Below are 21,761 nucleotides of genomic sequence, written 5' to 3'. Positions count from 1 at the left end.
GGCGGGAGGTGACGATGGTGGTCAAGACAAAACGCGATTACAGCCTGGTCGGCGAAAGCACCCGCCGGGCGATCGAGACCGGGCTCGCCTCCGCCGAGTGGTATCACACAGACGTGCCGCGCAAGGCGATGAAGGAGCTGATGCAGCGCTCCGACGGGCCGGCGATCCGCGACACCATCATCTGGGTCGCTGCGATCCTGGGCTCGGCCGCCGGCATCGTCTGGTTATGGGGCACATGGTGGGTGGTGCCGTTCCTGCTGGTCTATGGCGTGCTCTATGGCTCGTCGAGCGACTCGCGCTGGCATGAATGCGGCCATGGCACCGCCTTCCGCACGCGCTGGATGAACGATGTGATCTACGAGGTTGCCTCGTTCATGCTGGTGCGCAATCCGGTGCAGTGGCGCTGGAGCCATGCCCGCCATCACACCGATACCATCATTGTCGGCCGCGATGCCGAGATTGCGGTGATGCGTCCGCCGGATCTCATCAGGGCAGCGCTCGCCTTCACCGGCATCCTCGATGTCCGCTACGCGCTGCCGACGCTGGTGCGTCAGGCGTTTGGCCGACTGTCTGACGATGAAAAGAGCTACATTCCGGAGACGGAGCAGGCGAAGGCGATCACCGCGGCGCGCTGGCATATGGCGGTCTATGCCGCGACGATCGCTGTCGCGATCGCGCTGGGGTCATGGCTGCCGCTGGTGCTGATCGGTCTGCCGCGCCTCTATGGCAGCTGGCACATGGTGCTGACCGGCCTGCTGCAGCATATCGGGCTGGCCGACAATGTCGTCGACCATCGGCTCAACACCCGCACCGTCTACATGAACCCGGTCAGCCGCTTCATCTACTGGAACATGAATTATCACGTCGAACACCACATGTTCCCGATGGTGCCTTATCATGCCTTGCCCAGGCTGCACGAACTGATCAAGCACGATTTGCCGGTGGCGAACCCGTCGATGTGGCATGCCTATCGCGAGGTCTGGCCGGTGCTTTTGAAGCAACTGCGATACGAGGATTATTTCCTCAAGCGCGACTTGCCGCCGACGGCGCGGCCCTATCGCGGCGAGTTCCACAACGTCGATATGTCGGCGGCCGCCGAATAAGCCAAGCCTTCTATCCGGCCTGTCACATGGCCGGTAAGGTGGATGATGAATTCCAGCAAACAGGGATATCCCGATGAGCCGAAAAAGACCGACCGTCGCCGATCTGCGCGCCATGAAGGGCAAGCGGCAGCTGACCATGCTGCGCGTGCTGACGATGGACGAGGCAGAGGCTGCCGAGCGGGCAGGGGTCGACATCGTCTCGGTGCCGCCGGAGCTGGTGCTCAACCCTGAGTATCGCGATGCGGCGCCCAGCCTGTTCACCATGCCCGGCGAGAACTTTTATGAAATCGGGACGGCGGACGATTTCCTGCGCTGGGCGTTCCGGCTCTACAAGGCGGGCGCCGACGCCGTCTATTGCAGCGCCGGTTTCGCCACCGTCAAGCGGCTGGCCGACGACGCCATTCCTGTCATCGGCCATGTCGGCCTCATTCCGTCGCGCGCGACCTGGACCGGCGGTTTCAAGGCCGTCGGCAAGACCGCTGACGCCGCCATGCAGATCTTCGAGGCGGTCAAGCAATATGAGGCCGTCGGCGCGCTCGGCGCCGAGATCGAGGTGGTGCCGATCGAGGTCGCCAAGGCAATCTCCGAACGCACCTCGCTGATCATGCTGTCGATGGGGGCGGGCACGGGCTGCGATGCGCAATATCTGTTTGCCGAGGACATTCTCGGCCAGAACCGGGGTCATATGCCGCGCCATTCCAAGGTCTATCGCAACTTCGCCGCCGAGTATGACCGGCTGCAGGCGGAGCGGGTCGCGGCGTTTTCCGAATATGTCGCCGACGTCAACAGTGGCGCCTATCCGGAAAACAAGCATGTTGTGCGCATGGACCCTGCAGAGCTCAGCCAGTTCATGAAGAGGGTAGACGCAAAGAGCTGATCAGGGTGTGCTGATATTCAGGTGATGCCGGCCTGCAAATGGCGGCTTTCTGCGCTTCCGGTGCTCACGGACCAAATGTCCGCTCCGCTCCGGTTCTCGAAAACCACCATTTCGACTCGGCCTGACCTGAATCTCAACACGCCCTATTCGGGTTCTTTATCGACCGTCCCGGCGCCTTGCCATGTTCCGTCGGCGAGCAGGGCGTGGAGCACCTCGGCGTCCGCTCCCAGCGGCCGGTCTTCCCTGAGCATTGCCACATGCGCGCGCACCGCGGCATGGATCGCGGCGGTGCCCGGCGCGAGCTTAAGCCCGTCGCGGAAATCGACGGCCTGCGCTGCAGCCATCAGTTCGAAGGCAATCAGCCGCCGCCACAGGCCGATCATCCCGGCGCATTTCGAAACCGCGAGCGGTGTCTGCGTGGCAACGTCCTCGACGCCCTCGGATACGGCCAGGAAATCCAGCATGACCGGATTGGCCTTGTGGCGGATGCTAGCGAGGATCGCCGCCACCGTCTTTTGCAGCGGCACGAAGCCGGCCGAGGCCCCACCGACCGGCGACAGATATTTCGGCAGGCCGTTGCGGCCGGAGCCGGTAAGTTGGATGAAACGGGCGGCACTCGCGGCCGCACATTGGGCCATCGCCAGGCCGAGCGTCTCGAAGGCGAGCGCCAGCGACGTCGTATGGAAATTGCCGGTCGACAGCACCTGGCCGTCATCGCCCAGCACCAGCGGATTGTCGGCGGCGGCGTTGAGTTCGATCTCCAGCGCCAGCCGCGCCTGGTCGATCGCCTGGATCAGCGCGCCATGGATCGACGGCATGCAGCGGATCGACAGCGGGTCCTGCAAGGTTGTCGGCGCCGCCTCCTCGTCGCGGGCAAGTAGATCGCGCAGGCCCTTTGCCGCCATTTGCTGGCAGGCGGCCGGCCGCGCCAGATGCAGGCGCGGATCGAGGATGGTGCGGTTGGCGCCGAACCCTTCCATGGTCAGAGCGCCCGCCTGCTGCTGTTGCGCAAAGGCGGACAGCGCGTCGGCCAGCGCCAGCGCGCCGCTTCCGGCTGAGACCGCCGAGGCGTTGATCAGCGACAGCCCGTCTTTCGGCGCCAGGCTGATCGGGGCGAGCCGCGCCATCATCAGGGCCTTGGCGGCCGGCATGCGACGGCCCTGATAGTCTGCTTCGCCGTCACCGGTGAGCAGACGGGCAAGGGCAGTCATCAGCACCAGGTCGCCGTCGCCGATCGAGCCCAGTCCAGGCATCACCGGGTGCACGCCGGCATTGAGCGCGTCGATCAGCGCGGTGAAAACCGCCGGCGAAATGCCCGAACCGCCAACCGAGAACATCGCGGCACGGGCAAACATGGTGGCCCGCACCGCCTCTTGCGGCAGCGGTTCGCCGACGGCGCCGCTGCGTCCTTCCAGCAACTGGCGCTGGAAGGCGCTGGCATCGCCTTCGACCGAGCTGCCGAGATTGGCGCCGAGGCCGGTGTTGAGGCCGTAAATCTTCTGGCCGGACGCGGCGGCCTGGTCGAGCACTTTGCGGGCTTTGTCGAGCCTCTCGATAACGGCAGGCTCGACCTCGACCTTGCGGCCGCCACGGGCAACCGCCGCGACATCCTCGACGCTGACGCCGGCGCCGGTGAGGACGAGCGCGGTCATGCGAAGCGCAGCCTCTGGCCGATGCCCTTGTCCGCGGCCTTGGCCAGCATCGCCTTGCCCAGCGCAATATCGGACAGCGACAGGCCGCGATGCCAGAACAGGATCGTCTCGTCGTCACTCTGCCGGCCCGGTTTGAGGCCGGCGGCGATCTGGCCGAGTTCGGCATGCAGCGTCTTTTCGCTCAGCCGCCCGGTTTCGACATGGGCGCGCAGCGAACCGAACTTGCCGCCCTTGCACTGGCCCCAGTCGTCGACGACCATTTTCTGCATGATGTCGGTCAGCGACAGCTCCACCGCGCTCATCGTGCCATAGGGCACGACGAAAGCGCCGGGCTTGATCCATTCGGTCTTGAGCAGCGGTTGCGGTTCCGAAAGCCGCGAAGCCTCGACGACGATGTCGGCGCCCTTGACGCAACTCTCCCAGTCGGCGACCGCCGTGACTTTCTTGCCGAGGTCGGCGGAGAGTTTGGCGGCAAAACCGTCGCGGCTTTCCGGGCGGCGCGAATGGACACGGATTTCGTCGAAATCGAACAGATGGTCGAGCAGCCGCACATTCCAGTAGGCGGTGCCGCGCGCGCCGATATGGGCCAGCACCTTGGAATTCTTGCGCGCCAGATGCTTTGCGCCGATGGCGGTGACGGCGCCGGTGCGCATATCGGTGATGACGGTGGCATCGAGAATGGCGCGCGGCGTGCCGGTGCGCGGATCGAACAGATTCAAAATGCCGAATTCCGAGGGCAGGCCATGCAGATAGTTGTCGACATAGTCGCCGACGATCTTCACGCCTGCCGCATCGAGCGGCGCGACGTAACCGCGCAGCACGTTGAAATGGCCGTGGAAGGAAGGATCGGGTTCGAGATGGACGCGCGGCTCGATCACCGTCTGGCCATTGCCTTGCGCGACCAGTCCAGCCTCGACGGCGGTGATGATTTCGCCGTCGGTCATCTCAAGGGCTTCGATATCGAGGGCATTGAGGTAGTCGATATAGATCGGCTTCATTGATGCGTGCACTTTCCTCCGTCGCCCTGTCCATCCCATAGCAGGCTGCAGGCCGACACGGAAGTTTGTTGGCTAGGCTCTGGACTGGGCCAGCCATATGCTGTTCAACGCGGTTCGTCATGACTGCTGTTCCCGATACCGACGCCTCGGCCGCAACCGCCAGCAATGCGCGGCGGGTGGCGCTGATCGTCGCCATCGCGTTTTTCATGCAGCTTTTGGATTCGACGATCATCTCGACCTCGCTGCCGCAGATGGGAGACTCCTTCGGCGTGCCGGCGGTGGCGATGAGCATCGGCATCACCGCCTATATGTTGACCATGGCGGTGTTCGTGCCGCTGTCGGGCTGGCTCGCCGACCGTTTTGGCGCGCGCAACATTTTTCTCCTGGCGATCGTGCTGTTTACACTCTCTTCGCTCGCCTGCGGCTTCTCGCAGAGTCTCCCTCAATTCGTTGCCGCCCGCGTCGTGCAGGGTCTCGGCAGCGCACTGATGACGCCCGTCGGGCGCATTCTCGTCCTGCGCAACGCGCCGAAATCGGAGCTGCTCAACGCCACGGCGCTGATCACCTGGCCGGCACTGTTTGCGCCCGTCGTCGGGCCGGTGCTTGGTGGTTTCATCACCACCTATCTCTCCTGGCACTGGAATTTCTTCATCAACATCCCGCTCGGGCTGATCGGGCTGGCGCTGGTCGCCCGCTTCATCCCGGGCGACCGCGAGGCCGATCCCAAGCCGCTGGACTGGCCGGGGTTCTTCCTGACGTCACTGGGGCTCGCGCTGCTACTCTATGGCCTGGAACGCATCGCACATCCGGAGGACGGCGCCTTGCCGACCGTGCTGCTGATCGCGGCCGGCATCGCCATCGGCTGGCTGGCGGTGCGGCATCTCCGGCGCGCACCGCATCCACTGCTCGATCTCAGCGCGTTCAAGGTGCTGACCTTCGCCATCTCGACGCTTGCCGCCGGCACCATCTTCCGGGTCGCGATCAACGCCACGCCGTTCCTGTTGCCGCTGCTGTTCCAGGTCGGCTTTGGGCTTAGCCCCGTCGATGCCGGTCTGATGATCCTGGCGTATTTCCTTGGCAATCTCGGCATGAAGACGGTGACGACGCCGACGCTCAGGCGTTTCGGTTTTCGCACGGTGATGGTTGTCAACGGCATCATCGCCTCGGCCTCGATCATGGCCTGCGCCGCGATCTCGCCTGACACGCCGCAGGCGCTGGTCGTGGTGCTGATGCTGATCGCTGGCCTGTCACGCTCGATGCAGTTTACCGCGCTCAACACGCTGGCCTTCGCCGATATCGATGCCGCGCCGCGCAGTTCGGCGGCGACGCTGTCTTCCATGCTGCAGCAGATAGCGATGCTGTTCGGTGTCGCGGTGGCGGCGGCGATCCTCAATCTGTCGCAGATCGTCAGGGACCGGCCAGCGCTTGACCTCGTCGATTTTCGCATCGCCTTCGTGGCGATTGGCGCCATCGGGCTGGTGGCGGCGCTGCGGTTCCTGGTGCTGCCGCCCGGTGCGGGCGCCGAGGTTTCCGGCCACGCGCCTAGGACTTGAATTCGAAATTTGTCGGGCTCAGGCGGAGATAGTTCCGCCTTGTGCTTCGCCTCAGAACGACTGGCGCCTGGCGGTGCACATACGTTGGTAATTGGCGATGACCTCAGTTCCTTCGTCATCCACGGGCGGAGCAAGGAGCGTAGCGACGCAGCGCAGACCCGAGGATCCATGCCGGGACTCTTGAGCGTTGCAGCGGTGAAGAATTCTGCGTCCGCTGCATTCGTCGATAGACGTCACGGAATGGATCCCAGGGTCTCCGCGACGGCGCTTCGCGCCTGCTTCGCCCTGGGATGACGAAGCTGAGGGGGCTCGGCGAACCTTCTACGTTCTGCTCTAATCGGCGTTGAAAACTGAATCAGAAGAGCCGGCTAGCCACGTTTGCTCGAGATCCGATTCAACGACCTGATCCACCGATTCAATAAAGGGAAACGCCATGGCCGCGACAAGACTCCTGACCGATGCCGAAGTCGAGAAAATCCCGGCAATGAAGGCGGTGTTCGACGACATCCGCGCCACCCGCAAGTCCGATTTCGTCAACAATTTCTGGCGCGGGTTGGCCAATGATCCGGCTTTGCTGAAACGGACCTGGGAACAGGTGAAGGTGGTGATGGCCACGGAGAGCGCCATCGATCCGCTGACCAAGGAGATGATCTACATCGCGGTCTCGACCGCCAATGGCTGTTCCTATTGCGTTCATTCGCACACCGCCGCCGCACGCGCCAAGGGCATGACCGACGCGCAGCATGGCGAGTTGGTGTCGATCATCGGGCTGGCCGGGCAAACCAACCATCTGGTGACGGCGATGCAGATCCCGGTCGATCCGGAATTCGAGGTGAAGTGATCTCGTCACCTTCTCCCCTTGTGGGAGAAGGTGACGCCGAAGGCGACGGATGAGGGGTGTTCCAGGGAACGCCAACGCCTCACTCCGCTGGAACACCCCTCATCCGTCTCGGCGCTGCGCGCCGATCCACCTTCTCCCACAAGGGGAGAAGGCAAGGGCAGTGCCGCGCTATACCGGCCTGTAAACGCGCTCCGCCGTGTTCCAGAAAATGTCCGCTTCCGCCGCCGCGCCGTGCTTGCCCACCGCCGCGCGGTGCGCCTTGATCAGTTCGGCGTGGCTGGTCCAGAGTTTTTCGATCGGGAAGTTCGAGCCGAACATCAGATGGTCTGCGCCCAGTATGTCGATCGCATTGTCGACGATGTAAGCGATCAGTTGCGGGTCGTTGCGGTGGACGAAAGTGCCGAGACCCGACAGCTTGGCATAAAAGTTCGGCGCGGCTGACAGCGTGCGCAGGCCGGCCTTCCAAGCTTCGGTGGTTTCGGGCTCCATGCCGGTCAGCATGCCGGCATGGGTTAGGATGAAATTGGTGTCAGGGTTCTCGCCGACCAGCGTCAGCCCGTCTTTCATCTGGGCGGGGAAAAGCTGCAGGTCGAAGGCCAGGCCATAGTCCTTCAATCGCGCGACGTTGGCGCGCACCTTCGGGTCGATGACCTGGTCGGCAGAGGCGGCGAAGCGGAAGGCCGGGGTTTCATGCCAGTGCAGCTGCATGCGCACGCCGCGCAGCAGCGGATACTTTTTCAGCCGATCGATCTGATGGCGAACATCGTCCACCGTCATGTCGGCATAACCGACGATGGCGTGCGGCCAGCCGGTCTCGTCGGCTGTCTTCTGCAGGAAGGCGACTTCCTTCTCGAAATCCTCTTTCGCCCAGTTGGTCTGGACATAGACGGCCTTCTCGACACCGGAACGCCTCTGGTCTTCGAGGAATTCCGTGATCGGATAGTCGCGGCGGATCGGCTCGTAAGGGCCGAAGATGCGCGGCACCATCGGGCCGACCAGCCAGGGCTGGTCTTGCTGGCGCCAGATGTGGAAATGCGCGTCGATGGCTTTCTGCATCACGATACCCTTTTCCAGATTGTCGATGCCGCTGGGGCAGGGCGGGCGAGCGACAGGATGAAATCGGTGAGGCTGTTCAGCGACGATCCGTCGATAAGATCGTCAAGGTCGGGCAGGATGGCGCGCAGCGCCGCCGTCGCCGGCTGGAAGCGCGGATCGCCGGCGAGCGGTGTCGCCAGCGAGAGCCGGAAGGCGCGCGCGTTCAGGCGGCGTATCGCCGTTTCGAGATCGGCATGATCGCCGCGCTCCAGCGCGTCTGACAGGATGACCACCGCAGCCCCACGGGCAAAGGCCGAGAAGCGCGGCACCGAGAGGAAGGCGAGCAGCGTCGGTCCCATGCGTGTGCCGCCGTCCCAGTCGTCAACCTGTGCCGCGGCGCGGGCAAGCGCCTGGTCGCGGTCGCGGATGCGCAGCGCCGAGGTGATGCGGGTGAGGCGCGTGCCGAAGGTAAAGATTTCCGCCCTGTCCGCGCCTTGCACGGCGGCGTGCGCCAGCTTGAGGTAGTCCGCCGTGTGCAATTTCATCGAGCCCGAGACGTCGATCAAGAGCAGGAGCTTGCGCGGCACGGTTTGGCGGCGGCGAAGCTGCGGCGAGGGGATGTCGCCATCGGCGCTGACGATTTCGCTGAGCGAGCGGCGCAGATCGAGCGTGCCGCGCGAACGGGTGCGCACGGTGCGGAAAGAGCGGCGCGCCGGCAGCGCGGAAGCTAGCTTGCGGCGGAAGGAGACAAGGCCATCATCGTCGCGCTGGAAGTCGCGGCTGCTCAGCTGTTCGATCGCCGACGACAATTCGCCGCCTTTCTCCTGACGCGGGGCCTGCTTTTCTTCCTGGCGCGTGCCGTGATCGTCCTTGATGCGGGTTTCCTCGTCTTCTTCGCCTGCGATCGTGGTTTTGGCGTCGCCGTAGAAATGGCTGCGGAAATGCGCTTCGAATTCACTGCGACGGTCGGGAGAGGGGGCGAGCGTCGCCAGCGCAGCCTCGCGGATGTCGGACATCGAGCGAGGGCCGAGCAAGGTGACCGCCTGCATGAAGCTGGAGATCTGCTCGGTGGCGATGGGAAAAGCGTGCTGACGCAACAGGCGGGCGAAGCTGAGGAAGGGTGCGGCGGCGCGGGGCAAGTTCTCTGAAGGCCTCATTCCTTCGCACCCCCCTCTGTCCTGCCGGACATCTCCCCCGCAAGGGGGGAGATTGGCAGTTCGGATGGCGGCACCATCCTTTCGACGCTGGTAATTGGCGAAAGCCATGATGACAGCTGATCTCCCCCCTTGAGGGGGAGATGTCCGGCAGGACAGAGGGGGGCGCTGTCCCGCCAGCGTTGCGGAATGAACAGGCAGAAGGGATCGCTGACGTCCCGGCTCACCCCAGCGCCTCCTCAACGATCGCCTCCAGCTCCGGCGCGATGGACGCCAGGTCCTCTTCGTCCTTGATCAGCACGCCGATGGCGCGGCGGAAGGCTTGCGGCCAAGGGCTGCCGCCCTTTTCCAGGATGGTTGCGGCATTGGCCCATTCGACGGCTTCGGAGATACCGGGCGGCTTGGCCAGCGGGCGGGCGCGGATCTCTTGCACGGCGGCCGCCACCGCACGCGCGGTCGCCTCGGCGACATCGCCGGCGCGCAGCATGATGATCTCGGCTTCGCGCTTTGCATCGGGGTAACCGATCCAGTGATAGACGCAGCGCCGCCTGAGCGCCTCGGCCAGCTCGCGCGTGCGGTTCGAGGTCAGGATGACGATCGGCTGCGCGTCGGCGCGAATGGTGCCGCGCTCGGGGATGCTGATCTGGAAGTCGGAGAGGAATTCCAGCAGCAGCGCCTCGAATTCATGGTCGGAGCGGTCGATCTCGTCGACCAAAAGCACGCGCTGCTCGGGCGCCCGCAGCACCTGCAGCAGCGGTCGGGCGATCAAAAACCGGTCGTCATAGATGTCGATCTCGTGTTCGCCGGCATGGCGGATGGCGAGCAGCTGGCGCTGATAGTTCCATTCGTAGAGAGCATGCGCGGCGTCGATGCCTTCATAGCATTGCAGCCGGATTAGCTCGCGGCCGAGCAGTTCGGCAATCGCCTTGGCCGCTTCCGTCTTGCCGACGCCGGGCGCGCCTTCGAGCAGCAGCGGCTTGCCCAACCGGATCGCCAGGAAGATCGCGGTTGCCAGGCTGTCGTCGGCGAGATAGCGCGAGGCGGCGAGATGCTGCGCCACCGCCTCCGGTGAGGTCGCGACAGTCTCGGCGTTCACCTCCGGCATCTCTGTCCTCAGTTCGCCGCTTGCGCCTTCAGCGCGCGCAAAATCCGTTCCGGCGTAATCGGCAGCGTGTCGATGCGCACGCCGACAGCGTCGAAGACGGCATTGGCAACGGCAGGGATTTGCGGGTTGGCGCACATTTCGCCCGGGCCCTTGGCGCCATAGGGTCCATCGGCGGAAGGCCGCTCCAGCACGATGATCTCGGTCTCGGCGAGGTCGCCTGGACCCGGCATCAGATACTGGTTGAAGTCCGTGCCGCCATGGTCGCGGTTGGGATAGTACGGCTCGGTCGTCTCATAGAGCGCGTGGCTGATGCCCATCCAGGAGCCGCCGACCAGTTGCTGCTCGACCATTTTCGGGTTGAGCGCGCGGCCGATCTCAAAGATGTTCTTCACCGTCAGCACGGTGACTTCGCCGGTCTCGTCGTCGACCTCGACCTCGGCCACGGTGCACGCATGGGCGTAGCAGGTCGACGGCTTCATCGCGCCGGTCTCCTTCTCGGGGTAGGAGCGCGGGATCAGGAACATGCCGCGTCCCGAAATGGAGCGGCCGCGCTTGAAATGCGCCGACAGCGCGACATCGAAGATCGAGATCGACTTCTGCGGCGCGCCTTTCACCAGAATGTTGCCTTCGCCATCCGTCTCGAGGTCGGACGCATTCACTTCCAGCTCTTCCGCCGCCACCTCCAGCATCACCTGGCGGGCTTCCTTGGCCGCCTGGATGACGGCGTTGCCGGCGCGGTGCGTGCCGCGGGAGGCGAAGGTGCCCATGCAGTGCGGACCGGTGTCGGTGTCGGCGGTGTCGATGATGACGCGGTCGGTCGGCACACCGATGGTCTCGGCGCAGATCTGCGCCATGATCTGCTTCAGGCCCTGGCCGAGATCGACGGATGAGAGCGTGACCATGAAATTACCGGTCGGCGTTGAATGCACCAGCGCCTGTGTCGGGTCGCCGCCGAGATTCATGCCGGTGGGATAGTTGATCGCGGCTATGCCGCGTCCGCGCCTGATCGCCATCTCAGGCTTCCTTCTTGTATGAGGACATCGCCATGTATTTCTCCGCCACCGGCCAGTTGGCGGCGCGCGACGCTTCCTGCATGCATTCGATCAGCGCCGCGCCTTCCGTCGGCTGGCGATGCGCCTTCATGTCACCGTCGCGGTAGGCGTTGATGAAGCGGAATTCGAGCGGGTCCATGCCGATCAGCCGCGCCAGCTTGTCCATCTGTACCTCCAGCGCGAAGTCGCCGATGGTGACGCCGAAGCCGCGCATGGCAGAGGAGGGCGTGCGGTTGGTGTAGACGCAATAGGTGTCGATCCAGACATTCGGGATCGTATAGGGCCCGGGATAGTGCGCAGCGCCCTTCTGCGCGCCATAGGGCGAATGGCGCGAATAGGCGCCGGCATCGGTGTAGCCGGTCACCTTGCGCGCGACGATACGGCCGTCCTTCATGACGCCGTCCTTGATGACGACCTTTTCGGCGGCGCGGGGCGAGGAGATCTGCATCTCCTCCTCGCGGCTGTAGATGAAGGAGACCGGACGCCCCGTGAGCTTGGCGCCAAGAATGGCGATCGGCTCGACGATGACATCGACCTTGCCGCCAAAGCCGCCGCCGACCGTGCCGCCGACGAAATGCAGTTTGGAGCCCGGCATCTGCAGGATGATCGAGGCGTTGTCGAGGGTGAAGAACATCGCCTGGGTGTTGGTGTAGCAGGTGAAGCGGTCATTGCCTTCCGGCACCACGAGGCAGCCCGTGGTCTCGGTCGGAGCGTGCTCGATGGGTGAGGACTGGTAGCTCTGTTCGAGGATGTGGTCAGCTTCGGCGAAGCCCGCCTCGACATCGCCGAAGCGCACCTTGCGGCACTCGCCGCTGTCGTAGAGATAATAGTTCTGGCCGTGATATTCGTTGACCAGGGGCGCGCCGGGTTTCAGCGCTTCCTCCATGTCGAAGACGGCCGGCAGCACCTCGTAGTCGACCTTGACCTTGGCAGCGGCTTCCTGCGCCGCGCGTTCGGTTTCTGCCAGCACGGCGACAACCGCCTCGCCCTTCCAGCGCACCTTGCCGTCGGCCAGCACCGTCTCGTCCTCCGGCCCGATCTGGATCAGGATCAGGATGGTGTAGACATTGTGCGGCACGTCCTTGGCGGTGAGGATTTTCACCGCGCCGGGGTGCTTTTCCGCCTCCGACGTGTCGATCGAGCGGATACGGGCATGATGGTGGGGGCTGCGCACCATCTTCAGGTGCAGCATGCCTGGAAAATTGCGGTCAGCGAAATAGGCGGTTTTCCCCGTGACATGGCCCGGCGAATCCAGACGCGGCCGCGCCTGGCCGATCTCGTGCAGGCCGTCCTTGCGCTGATCGGCAAAATAGTTTTTGCGCAGTTCCATTCTTTTGACCCTCAGGCGGCGTTCTGCGAATTGGCGCGGGCAGCGGTCAGCACCGCCTGGATGATCGGCTCGTAGCCGGTGCAGCGGCAGATGTTGCCGGACAGCGCCTCGACGACGTCCTCGCGGCTGGGGTTGGGCGTGTGATCGAGCAACACCTTGGCGGCGATGATCATGCCCGGCGTGCAGAAGCCGCATTGTGTGGCAAAAGCATCGAGAAAGGCGCGCTGCAGGGGATGCAGCACGCCGGCCTCGGCGAGGCCCGATGTCGTGGTGATGGCCGCCCCATTGCACGTCTCGGCCAGCGTCAGACAGGAGAGTTTCAGCTCGCCGTCGATGATCACCGAGCAGGCGCCGCATGTACCCTGGTGGCAGCCGCCTTTCGGCGAAGTGTCGCCGATCTTGTCGCGCAGCGCGTGGAGCAACGTTGTGCCGCTCTCGACGAATTCGGCATTCTCGGAGCCGTTGAGTGTGAACTGGACCGGGACCTTTGCCATTCTTCCTCCTTGCGCGCCTGCCCGGACGACCGGACAGACGCGCGCCCCCCAACGGGATATTTCAGGTCAACAGCAGCCGGCCGAGATGGACCGGCAGAACTTCAGCGCGATACCAGGCGCTGGCGATCGGGTCGGTGATCGGCGAAGTGCCTTCGCCGGCCACGGCGAGCGCCGCCGCGATGCCGTCGGGATCAAGCTTTTTGCCGAGCAGCGCCTTTTCCGCCGCCTTGGCGCGCATCGGCCGGTTGGCCATGCAGCCGAGCGCGATCCGCGCCGAGGACACGGTGCCGTCGCCGGCCTGTTCGAGCACGGCGGCGATGCTGAGCACCGAAACGCCCTTCGGCTTGACCCGGGATATCTTCAGGAAGCGGAAGGTGTCGGCTTTCGGAAGCGCGAAGCTCACTGAGGTGACGATGGCGCGACTGTCGTCTCGTTTGGCCAGGAAATCCTCGATCGGCAATTCCCCGTCATCGGTGCCGACCGTCGCATCCAGCGCCAGCAGCGTGACAGCGAAATCGCCGTAGGGCGCGGGTGCAAACAGGTTGCCGCCGACGGTCGCCATGTTGCGGATCGCCGGGCCGCCAACGGCGCGTGCGGCCTTGGTGAGCGCAGCAAGGCCGGGATGGCGTGCGATGGCGGCCATCGTCACCGACGCACCGATGCGGACCTTGCCGTCGGTAACCTCGATGGCCGAAAGTGCCGGATCGGTCGAGCGGACAAGGCTGAAGACCGAAATGTCGCCTTCATTGGCGGCGCGCACGACCAGCGTGCCGCCGCCGAGATAGCGGGTCCCCGCAGCTTTAAGCGCCGCGTTGGCGTCCCGGACGGTCGAAAAAGTCTGGAGGGCAAGCGCCATGGCAGGCTCCCGAACTCAGCTTTGGCCGGAAAAATGGCTCTTCAGCGCATTGAAGCCGCCCTGAAAAACATTGGCGCCCATGCCGGCGGCGATCTTGTCTGCTTCTTCGGGCGCGGCGTCGAAGCTTGCGGTCCATTCGGCGTAGGTGCGGTCGCCGTCGGTCACCCGGCGCAATTGCAGCGTCGCCTTGTGATTGGTCAGCGGCTGTGGCGTCTCCAGGATGGAGTAGCTGATGCGGAAGTTTTGGTCGGAAAAGTCGAGCAGTTTTTCGCGAATACGCGCGCCGCTGGCGAGCTCGAAATTGCGCACGCAGCCAATGGTTTCGGCGTTCTTGCCGTCCTCGATATGGCTTTCGACCATGCGTGGATGCCAGCCCGGCAGGCCGTTGAAGTCGCGAATGCGGGCCCAAACCTGTTCGACCGGCGCGTCGATGACGCTGGAGATGGTGACATCAACCATAAGCTCGTTCCCTTGCGATCAAATTCGCATTCAAGGGTAGGGCGGCGGCCGGCGAGGCGCTTATCAAGGGGTCTTGCGGCCGTATCAAGGAGTCTGAAAAACAGCCGTTTCGCTCAGGCCATGGCCCGCGCCGCCTCGCGGTAAAGTGTCGGCGGCACGCCGACATGGTCGCGGAAGAAGCGTGAGAAATTGCCCTGGGTGGTGAAACCGAGATTGCAGGCGACCGAAATCAGCGGCTCCTGCGACCACTGCAACTGCCGCACGGCTTCCTCCATGCGCAGCGTGTTCCAGTAAACATTGGGCGTCAGATTGGTCTGTTCCTTGAACAAAGCAAAGAAATGCGGCCTGGACAGGCCGACGCTGCGGGCAACGTCATCGAACGAGATGCGCTCGCAGACATTGGCTTTCATCAGCTGGATCGCCTTGCGGACGCGGAAATCCTGCATGGTGTTGATGCGGATGCGCGCCTCCTGCGGCGCCGAGGCATCGGCGGCGTCGAGCACGCTATCGATGAAGCGCTCGATCTCGTAATTGGCGACGTCGTCGATGCTTTCATTGTCGCTCAAATGATCGAGCAGATTGGCGGCGGCCTGGTGCAGCCAGGGTTCGAGCGTGATCGCCGCCTGCGCAAACAGCGGCGCTGACGATGGTAGGTCGCGGCGCCGGCGCGCCCAGTCCGGATCGATATAGAAGGCGAGGAACAGGCCCGGCCTGCCGTTCTGCGACAGGACATGGCTATGCGGCTGGTAGGAGTTGATCCCCGCTGCGGTACCAGGTCCCAACGCCACCGTCTCGCGGCCGATGGTCATCTCGCCGGCCGTGCCTTCGAGCCAGATGATGATGTGTGCCTCGACATGAGCATGGGTGACGAAGTCGCTGGCGACATTCAGGACAGAAACATGTCCGAACCGGCCCCAGTAGAGCCTGATCGCGTCCGTCATGGGTATATCCTCCCGCAGACGACTGGCCTCCCTTCGCCTGCATCGGGGATTGTGCGGCTGAGTTCGGGCCGGCGTCAAGGCGCGGGGCAAAAGCCGCTGTGTGCTGCGGGCCGTGGCGGCGGATTTTCAGACTGAGCGATAGGGTTCTTCCTTCTCCCACAGGGGGAGAAGGAAAAGCAGTGCTACCTCAAACCGAGGCCGTCATGCCGCCGTCGACATAGAGCGTGTGGCCGTTGACGAAGGACGATGCGTCCGACGCAAGGAACACCGCGGCGCCGATCAGCTCGTCGACATAGCCCCAGCGGCCGGCCGGCGTGCGCTTTTCCAGCCAGGCGGAGAATTCCTGGTTGTCGACCAGCGCCTGGTTCATCTCGGTGCGGAAATAGCCGGGTGCGATCGCATTGATCTGCAAGCCGTATTTCGCCCAGTCGGTGCACATGCCTCGTGTCAGGTTGCGGATCGCGCCCTTGGTTGCCGTGTAGGGCGCGATGTTGGGTCGGGCGAGCTCGCTCTGCACCGAGCCGATGTTGATGATCTTGCCTTTGCCGCGCGCGATCATGTTGCGGGCAACGGCCTTGCCGGCATGGAAGGCGCCGGAGACATTGGTCTTGAACAGCCGCTCCCATTGCTCCTCGGGAAAATCCTCGAGGGGAGCGCGAAACTGGATGCCGGCATTGTTGATCAGGATGTCGATCGGACCGATCTCGGCCTCGATCCGGGTGACATCCGCATCGACAGCGCGAAAATCGGTCACGTCGAAGGTCGAGGCGTGCGCCGTGAAGCCGGCTTCGCGTAACTCCGCCACAGCACCCGCAACCTTGCTGGCATCACGGCCGTTGAGCACGACGCTTGCGCCATGTTCGGCAAGGCCGCGCGCCAGCGCCAGGCCAATGCCCTGGCCGGAGCCGGTGATCAGCGCCAGCCGCCCGCTGAGATCGAACAGGGATTTCGATGTCAAAGCAATGGTTTCCAGCGGAAAGGTTGAGTCCCGAAAATCAGTCGTTGCGCCTGAAGTTGCGGATACGATCGAACAGCACCGCGAGCAGGATGGCGCCGCCGATGAACACGCCTTGCCAGAAGGCATTGATGCCGAGCAGGCCAAGGCTGTTGCGTATGACTTCGATGAGCGCGGCACCGACAATGGCGCCGAAGGCGGTGCCGACCCCGCCAGCCAGATTGGCACCGCCGATGACGGTGGCGGCGATCACCTGCAGCTCCATGCCGGTGCCCAGATTGGTAGTGACCGCACCCAGCCAGCCGGTCTGGACGATGCCGGCAATGCCGGCCGCCAGCGCCGAGATCATGTAGACGGCGACCTTGATCTGCTTGACGGGGACGCCGGTCAGCGTCGCCGCGTGCTCATTGCCGCCAATGGCGAAGATGTGCCGGCCGAATTTGGTCCAGCGCAGCGTGAAGCCGGTGATCAGCGCCAGAAGGATCATGTAGAGCACCGGATTGGCGATGCCGAACACCCAGGCGCCGCCGCCCAGCGCCAGAAGCTTGTCGTGGTCCGGGCCGAACTGGAAGACGACGGTGTTGTTGGAGGCGACCATGGCAAGGCTGCGCGCGATCGACAGCATGCCGAGCGTCACCACAAAGGGTGGAAAGCCGAGATAGGCAATCAATATGCCGTTGAAGGCGCCGATGGCGAGCGCGGTGGCGATCGAGGCGAGGATGCCGATCTCGATCGAATAGCCGGCATGCATGGTGACGGCCAGCACCATCGACGACAGGCACAGCACCGAGCCGACCGACAGATCGATGCCACCGGTGATGATTACGAACGTCATGCCGAGCGCGATGATGGCGACGAAGGTGATGTTGCGGGTGATGTTGTAGAGGTTTTTCTGCGTCGCAAAAGCGTCGGTGGCAAACGACAGGAAAATGCAGGCGAGGATGACGGCGATCACCACCCAGAAGGTCTGGCTGGCGAACATGCGCGAGAAAAAGCTGTGCTGTTTCTGCGCGATCGTCTGGTCAAGCGTGACTGCCATTGTCGACATTTATCCCCTAATCAGACCTGTTCGATCGCGCCTGTGATCAGCCCGGTGACTTCCTCGGGCGAACTGGATGCGATCCTCTTGTCGGCGACTTTCCTGCCGCGCCGCATGACGATGACGCGATCGGCGACGTCGAAAACGTCGGGCATGCGGTGGCTGATCAGCACCACAGCGATGCCCTGGTCGCGCAGATGGCGGATCAGGTTCAGCACTTCGGCGACCTGGCGGACCGAAATTGCCGCCGTCGGCTCGTCCATCAGCACGATCTTGGCCTGCGACAGCATGGTGCGGGCGATGGCCACCGCCTGGCGCTGGCCGCCCGACATCTGCTTGACCAGGTCGCGCGGCCGCGTCTCCGATTTCAGTTCGGCAAAAATCTGCCCGGCGCGCTTGTACATGGCGGCATAATCGAGGATGCGGAACGGGCCGACGCCCCGGCGCAATTCGCGGCCGAGATAGACGTTTGCCGCGGCGGTCAGATTGTTGCACAGCGCCAGGTCCTGGTGGACGATCTCGATGCCGTGCTGGCGCGCCTCCACCGGCTTGTGCAAGATCAGCTCCTTGCCGTCCATCTGCATCGAGCCGTGGCTCGGGCGGAAATTGCCGGCGATCATCTTGACCAGCGTCGACTTGCCGGCGCCGTTGTCGCCCATCAGCCCGACGACCTGGCCCGGCTCGATGGACAACGAGACGTCGTTGACCGCCTGGATGGCGCCGAAATGTTTCGAGATGTTGGTGAGTTCGAGAACCGCCACCAGCCTTCTTGCCTCCCCGTGACTTGGATCTGGGATGACGTTTGGTTGAAACGTCATCCAGATCCAACACTTTGTTGTTGGAGCATGATCTCTTCCGAAAACCGGTTCCCACTTTTCGGGATCATGCTCAGACCGCCGGTTCTGCCCGCGGCCTCGCTCGCCCAGCTCCTCCCGGGACAGCGATGTTGAATTCCATTTACGCAAATGACTGCACGGGCGTCAATCGGCAGGCGGAATCTAAAAATCCGTTTTGTAGGACAAATACCATTGACGTTGGCCACAAGCCGATATTAGCTGGAGGGCGGAGGAGTAACCTGCCGACCCCGTGCCGGTTTGCGTGTGGGGTCAGCAGGAATGCATCGGTGCCAGCCGGCCTTTTTTCGAACCGGCTGACCGAAATGAAATGCTTATCGACCTGGCTTGCCGACAAGAGAGCTCGCATAGCGACCCTCTGTCACCGTATTCCGGGTTGGTTCGTGTGGCGGGCACGTCGTGCCCGTCTGTTTCCAAGGGAGGACTGATATGAGGAAAACAGTTTTGCTTGCCGCCGTCGCCGCCATGGCGCTGGGCGCCGGGCCGGCTTTGGCCAAAAAGCAAGTCGTCATCGTGGTGAAAGGTCTCGACAATCCGTTCTTCGAGGCAATCCACCAAGGCTGCGAGAAGTGGAACAAGGAAAACGCCAGCTCGGAGTATGAGTGCTTCTACACCGGCCCGGCGTCGACTTCCGACGAGGCCGGCGAGGCGCAGATCGTACAGGACATGCTGAGCAAGGCCGACACGGTGGCGATGGCAATTTCGCCGTCCAACGCGCCGCTGATCGCGCAGACGATCAAGACCGCCAATCCGACGATTCCGATCATGACCCTCGACGCCGACCTGGCCAAGGAAGATGCAGCCCTTCGCAAGACCTATCTCGGCACCGACAACTATCTGATGGGTCACAAGATCGGTGAGTACATCAAGAAGGGCAAGCCGAACGGCGGCACGATCTGCACCATCGAAGGCAATCCTGCGGCCGACAACATTTTGCGCCGCGCGCAAGGCATGCGCGACGCGCTGTCGGGCAAGGAAGGCCTGGCGGCACTGGCCGGCGAAGGCGGCTGGACGGAAGTCGCCGGCTGCCCGGTGTTCACCAATGATGACGGCGCCAAGGGCGTGCAGGCGATGACCGACATCCTCGCCGCCAACCCGAAGCTCGACGCCTTCGGCATCATGGGCGGCTGGCCGCTGTTCGGCGCCCCGCAGCCCTATCGCGACCTGTTCGGGCCGCTCAAGGACCGCATCGCCAGCAACGATTTCGTCATTGGCGCCGCCGACACGATCGGCGACGAGGTGGCGATCGCCAAGGACGGGCTGGTGACCGCACTGGTTGGCCAGCGGCCGTTCGAAATGGGCTATAAGGCGCCGTCGGTGATGATCGACCTGATCGAAGGCAAGAAAGTCGACGATCCGGTGTTCACCGGCCTCGACGAATGCACCAAGGATACGGTCGACACCTGCATCCAGAAGTAATTTGCGATACCGGGGCGTCCTTTCGAGGGCGCCCCGTCACTTCCCTCAGGGACAAGGACTGGCAACATTGTCGGGGCGGCAGCCTCCGGCTTTGACGGGCTCATGCGTCTTGCTTTCGGCGAAGGGCACGGACAATTCCGGACGGTTTTCCAGCGACAAATTGCCGATGCGGACGATGCCGGACGACAGACCAATAAGGCGAACCGCCACGATTGATGTGCCGGCCGGCCCGGTTGCCACCGCAGTTCGACGACCGGATACGGCCTGGCCCCCTGGCTCCAGTGTACACGCCTCGCTGGCCAACGAGATCGGGCTTCGGATCGTGCGCGGCGACTATCCGCCAGGCGCCATCCTGCCAAACGAAGCCAAGTGGGCGGAAATGTTCAACGTCAGCCGCTCGGCGGTGCGCGAAGCCATCAAAATGCTGATGGCCAAAAGCCTGCTGGCTTCACGGCCCAAGATCGGCAGCTGGGTCGAGCCGAGGGAACGCTGGAACCTGCTCGACCGCGATGTGCTGGCCTGGTATGCGACCGGCCCGGATCGGGAGGCGTTTCTGCGCACGGTGCAGGAGTTCCGCCACATCATCGAACCGGAGGCCAGCGCCTTTGCCGCGATGCGGCGTACCGAGGAGCAGATGGCCGAGATCAGCCAGGCCTGCCGGGAAATGGGCGAGGCGCTGAGCCTGCAGCAGCGCATCCGCGCCGATACGCGCTTTCATCTCACGATCCTGCGCGCCTCCGGCAACGTCCTTTTGGTGCCGCTCGGCGTGCTGATCGAATCGGCGCTCGACCATCTCTTCGTCTTCACGACCATACAGGTTGCCGACCAGCAGCACGCTCAGAAGCTGCACGAAGCGATCGAGAAGGCCATCCGCCTGCAGCGACCGGACGCAGCGCGTAATGCGGTGCGAAAGTTGCTGGCCAATACGGATGAGGGGATCGGCAAGGCGCGGCGGTGAGGCAGTACAATCTCCTCCACACCGGAGGAGATCGGCTGATCAGATCGTCTGCTTCTTGCCGTCCTTGCTTGGCATGAGATCGACGCCGTTCACCTTGGCGATATGCGTGGCCAGCATCGGCACGAACTGCTCGGCCGGCCCGGTAGCGTGGGCGCCGGCGAAGGAATTCTTGGTGGCGTTGCCGAGCGGGTTGGCGATGCCGGCCGAACCCGCCATGGATTCCAGATAGGTCAGGTCCTTGAACGCGTTGGCAATGGTGAATTTATGCGCGTCGCGGTCGCCTTCCAGTGTCCAGCGCATGAAGGTCTGGTAGAAGCCGCAATCCATGCGGCCGTTGCGGATGACGCTGTCGAAGCGCGGCGGCGAGATACCGACCTTCTCGGCCAGTGCCAGCGCCTCGGAATAGATCGCGGCGTAGCCCAGCGAGATGAAGTTGTTGAGCAGCTTCATGCGGTGACCGTCGCCGGTGTTGCCGATATGGACGATGCGTCCCGCCCAGGTCTCGATGACCGGCTTCACACGCGCAAACAGTGCGTCGGGGGCGCCGACCATGGCGTCGAGCGTGCCTTCCCAGGCTTCCTTCGGCGTACGGCTGAGCGGCGCATCGACGAAGTCGACGCCGATCTCCTTCAGTTCTGCCGCCAGCGCCACGGTCGAGACCGGATCGGAGGTCGAGCAGTCGACGACGACCGAGCCCTTCTTCAGGCCCTCCTTGAGGCCGCCGGGGCCGCGGATGATGGCTTCGACCTCGCGCGAGCCGGTGACGCAGATGAAGACGATATCGGAAGCCGCCGCCACATCGCGCGAGGTTGCTGCTTCCTTGGCGCCGCGGCCTAGCAGGTCTTCCGCCGGCTTGCGGTTCTTGCGGCCGAGGAAGGTCAGGCCATAGCCTTTGTCGACGATGTTCTTGGCGATGCCGTGCCCCATCAGGCCAAGGCCGATGAAGCCGATCTTTTCGCTCGCGGCAGTCGTGGTCATGTCTTGAAGTCCTGTTGCAATGATTGATATCTGGCGCCGCCGTTTTGCCGACGAGGGTGGTTGCGGAACGCCATATTGTCTGACAATACACAGAAATCCTAGGCATTG

The 21,761-nt window shown here is 63.8% G+C and carries 21 protein-coding genes; 6 read left to right on the top strand and 15 right to left on the bottom strand.

The window, feature by feature from the left end:
• Window positions 1–14 precede the first annotated feature (14 nt).
• On the top strand, window positions 15–1,103 hold the full coding sequence (locus AC1DYC_RS11195; protein ID WP_477406246.1) for a fatty acid desaturase family protein: 1,089 nt from the start codon (window positions 15–17) through the stop codon (window positions 1,101–1,103).
• A 73-nt stretch (window positions 1,104–1,176) separates the two neighbouring features.
• The gene (locus AC1DYC_RS11190; protein ID WP_477406244.1) at window positions 1,177–1,980 is read left to right on the top strand and encodes a 3-methyl-2-oxobutanoate hydroxymethyltransferase; all 804 of its coding nucleotides are present in this window, start codon (window positions 1,177–1,179) and stop codon (window positions 1,978–1,980) included.
• Window positions 1,981–2,123: 143 nt separating this feature from the next.
• Here AC1DYC_RS11190 and AC1DYC_RS11185 read toward each other — a convergent pair whose 3' ends face one another.
• Window positions 2,124–3,632 carry an HAL/PAL/TAL family ammonia-lyase gene (locus tag AC1DYC_RS11185; RefSeq protein ID WP_477406242.1) on the bottom strand — a complete coding sequence of 503 codons (1,509 nt, stop codon included), beginning with the start codon at window positions 3,630–3,632 and terminating at the stop codon, window positions 2,124–2,126.
• A complete protein-coding gene (locus AC1DYC_RS11180; RefSeq protein WP_477406240.1) occupies window positions 3,629–4,630 on the bottom strand; it encodes an ornithine cyclodeaminase family protein in 1,002 nt (333 codons plus the stop codon). Before AC1DYC_RS11180 ends, AC1DYC_RS11185 begins: the two co-directional genes overlap by 4 nt.
• 119 nt (window positions 4,631–4,749) lie before the next feature.
• On the opposite strand from AC1DYC_RS11180, the gene AC1DYC_RS11175 reads away from it, so the two are divergent.
• Together AC1DYC_RS11175 and AC1DYC_RS11170 are read left to right on the top strand one after the other, a co-directional pair.
• Window positions 4,750–6,183: a DHA2 family efflux MFS transporter permease subunit gene (locus AC1DYC_RS11175; RefSeq protein WP_477406238.1), complete on the top strand. Its 1,434-nt coding sequence runs from the start codon at window positions 4,750–4,752 to the stop codon at window positions 6,181–6,183.
• Between the two features lie 433 nt (window positions 6,184–6,616).
• Window positions 6,617–7,024 carry a carboxymuconolactone decarboxylase family protein gene (locus AC1DYC_RS11170; protein ID WP_477406236.1) on the top strand — a complete coding sequence of 136 codons (408 nt, stop codon included), beginning with the start codon at window positions 6,617–6,619 and terminating at the stop codon, window positions 7,022–7,024.
• 168 nt (window positions 7,025–7,192) lie between these two features.
• On the opposite strand, the gene AC1DYC_RS11165 is transcribed toward AC1DYC_RS11170, so the two are convergent.
• The 12 genes from AC1DYC_RS11165 to AC1DYC_RS11110 all read right to left on the bottom strand — a co-directional run bounded on the left by AC1DYC_RS11165 (window position 7,193) and on the right by AC1DYC_RS11110 (window position 18,205).
• On the bottom strand, window positions 7,193–8,080 hold the full coding sequence (locus AC1DYC_RS11165) for an amidohydrolase family protein (RefSeq protein ID WP_477408251.1): 888 nt from the start codon (window positions 8,078–8,080) through the stop codon (window positions 7,193–7,195).
• Window positions 8,080–9,216 carry a vWA domain-containing protein gene (locus tag AC1DYC_RS11160; RefSeq protein ID WP_477406234.1) on the bottom strand — a complete coding sequence of 379 codons (1,137 nt, stop codon included), beginning with the start codon at window positions 9,214–9,216 and terminating at the stop codon, window positions 8,080–8,082. Before AC1DYC_RS11160 ends, AC1DYC_RS11165 begins: the two co-directional genes overlap by 1 nt.
• Window positions 9,217–9,436: 220 nt before the next feature.
• Window positions 9,437–10,318, bottom strand: a complete 882-nt coding sequence (locus tag AC1DYC_RS11155) for an AAA family ATPase (RefSeq protein ID WP_477406232.1) — start codon at window positions 10,316–10,318, stop codon at window positions 9,437–9,439.
• An 8-nt stretch (window positions 10,319–10,326) separates the two neighbouring features.
• Entirely contained in the window at window positions 10,327–11,331 is a 1,005-nt protein-coding gene (locus AC1DYC_RS11150) for a xanthine dehydrogenase family protein molybdopterin-binding subunit (RefSeq protein ID WP_477406230.1), read from the bottom strand.
• Window position 11,332: 1 nt separating this feature from the next.
• Window positions 11,333–12,700 carry a xanthine dehydrogenase family protein molybdopterin-binding subunit gene (locus AC1DYC_RS11145; protein WP_477406228.1) on the bottom strand — a complete coding sequence of 456 codons (1,368 nt, stop codon included), beginning with the start codon at window positions 12,698–12,700 and terminating at the stop codon, window positions 11,333–11,335.
• An 11-nt stretch (window positions 12,701–12,711) separates the two neighbouring features.
• Window positions 12,712–13,194, bottom strand: a complete 483-nt coding sequence (locus AC1DYC_RS11140) for a (2Fe-2S)-binding protein (protein ID WP_477406226.1) — start codon at window positions 13,192–13,194, stop codon at window positions 12,712–12,714.
• A 61-nt stretch (window positions 13,195–13,255) separates the two neighbouring features.
• On the bottom strand, window positions 13,256–14,050 hold the full coding sequence (locus AC1DYC_RS11135; RefSeq protein WP_477406224.1) for an FAD binding domain-containing protein: 795 nt from the start codon (window positions 14,048–14,050) through the stop codon (window positions 13,256–13,258).
• Window positions 14,051–14,065: 15 nt separating this feature from the next.
• On the bottom strand, window positions 14,066–14,509 hold the full coding sequence (locus AC1DYC_RS11130) for an SRPBCC family protein (RefSeq protein WP_477406222.1): 444 nt from the start codon (window positions 14,507–14,509) through the stop codon (window positions 14,066–14,068).
• A gap of 113 nt (window positions 14,510–14,622) precedes the next feature.
• Window positions 14,623–15,450, bottom strand: coding sequence for a helix-turn-helix domain-containing protein (locus AC1DYC_RS11125; protein ID WP_477406220.1), 828 nt, complete (start codon window positions 15,448–15,450; stop codon window positions 14,623–14,625).
• Window positions 15,451–15,637: 187 nt separating this feature from the next.
• Window positions 15,638–16,408, bottom strand: a complete 771-nt coding sequence (locus tag AC1DYC_RS11120; RefSeq protein WP_477301003.1) for an SDR family oxidoreductase — start codon at window positions 16,406–16,408, stop codon at window positions 15,638–15,640.
• 37 nt (window positions 16,409–16,445) lie between these two features.
• Window positions 16,446–17,444, bottom strand: coding sequence for an ABC transporter permease (locus tag AC1DYC_RS11115; protein WP_112560280.1), 999 nt, complete (start codon window positions 17,442–17,444; stop codon window positions 16,446–16,448).
• 20 nt (window positions 17,445–17,464) lie between these two features.
• Window positions 17,465–18,205 carry an ATP-binding cassette domain-containing protein gene (locus AC1DYC_RS11110; RefSeq protein ID WP_112560281.1) on the bottom strand — a complete coding sequence of 247 codons (741 nt, stop codon included), beginning with the start codon at window positions 18,203–18,205 and terminating at the stop codon, window positions 17,465–17,467.
• A 522-nt stretch (window positions 18,206–18,727) separates the two neighbouring features.
• Here AC1DYC_RS11110 and AC1DYC_RS11105 point away from each other — a divergent pair.
• Both AC1DYC_RS11105 and AC1DYC_RS11100 read left to right on the top strand, forming a co-directional pair.
• Complete coding sequence (locus AC1DYC_RS11105; RefSeq protein ID WP_477406218.1) at window positions 18,728–19,717, top strand: sugar-binding protein; 990 nt, start codon at window positions 18,728–18,730, stop codon at window positions 19,715–19,717.
• A 175-nt stretch (window positions 19,718–19,892) separates the two neighbouring features.
• Window positions 19,893–20,675: a FadR/GntR family transcriptional regulator gene (locus tag AC1DYC_RS11100; protein WP_477406216.1), complete on the top strand. Its 783-nt coding sequence runs from the start codon at window positions 19,893–19,895 to the stop codon at window positions 20,673–20,675.
• Between the two features lie 39 nt (window positions 20,676–20,714).
• On the opposite strand, the gene AC1DYC_RS11095 is transcribed toward AC1DYC_RS11100, so the two are convergent.
• Entirely contained in the window at window positions 20,715–21,653 is a 939-nt protein-coding gene (locus AC1DYC_RS11095; protein ID WP_477406214.1) for an NAD(P)-dependent oxidoreductase, read from the bottom strand.
• Window positions 21,654–21,761 lie beyond the last annotated feature (108 nt).

This window comes from Mesorhizobium sp. P2_E7 (genome assembly GCF_056403855.1).
Note: the sequence above shows the minus strand (reverse complement) of the source record. Positions and strands in the feature narration are given on the sequence as shown.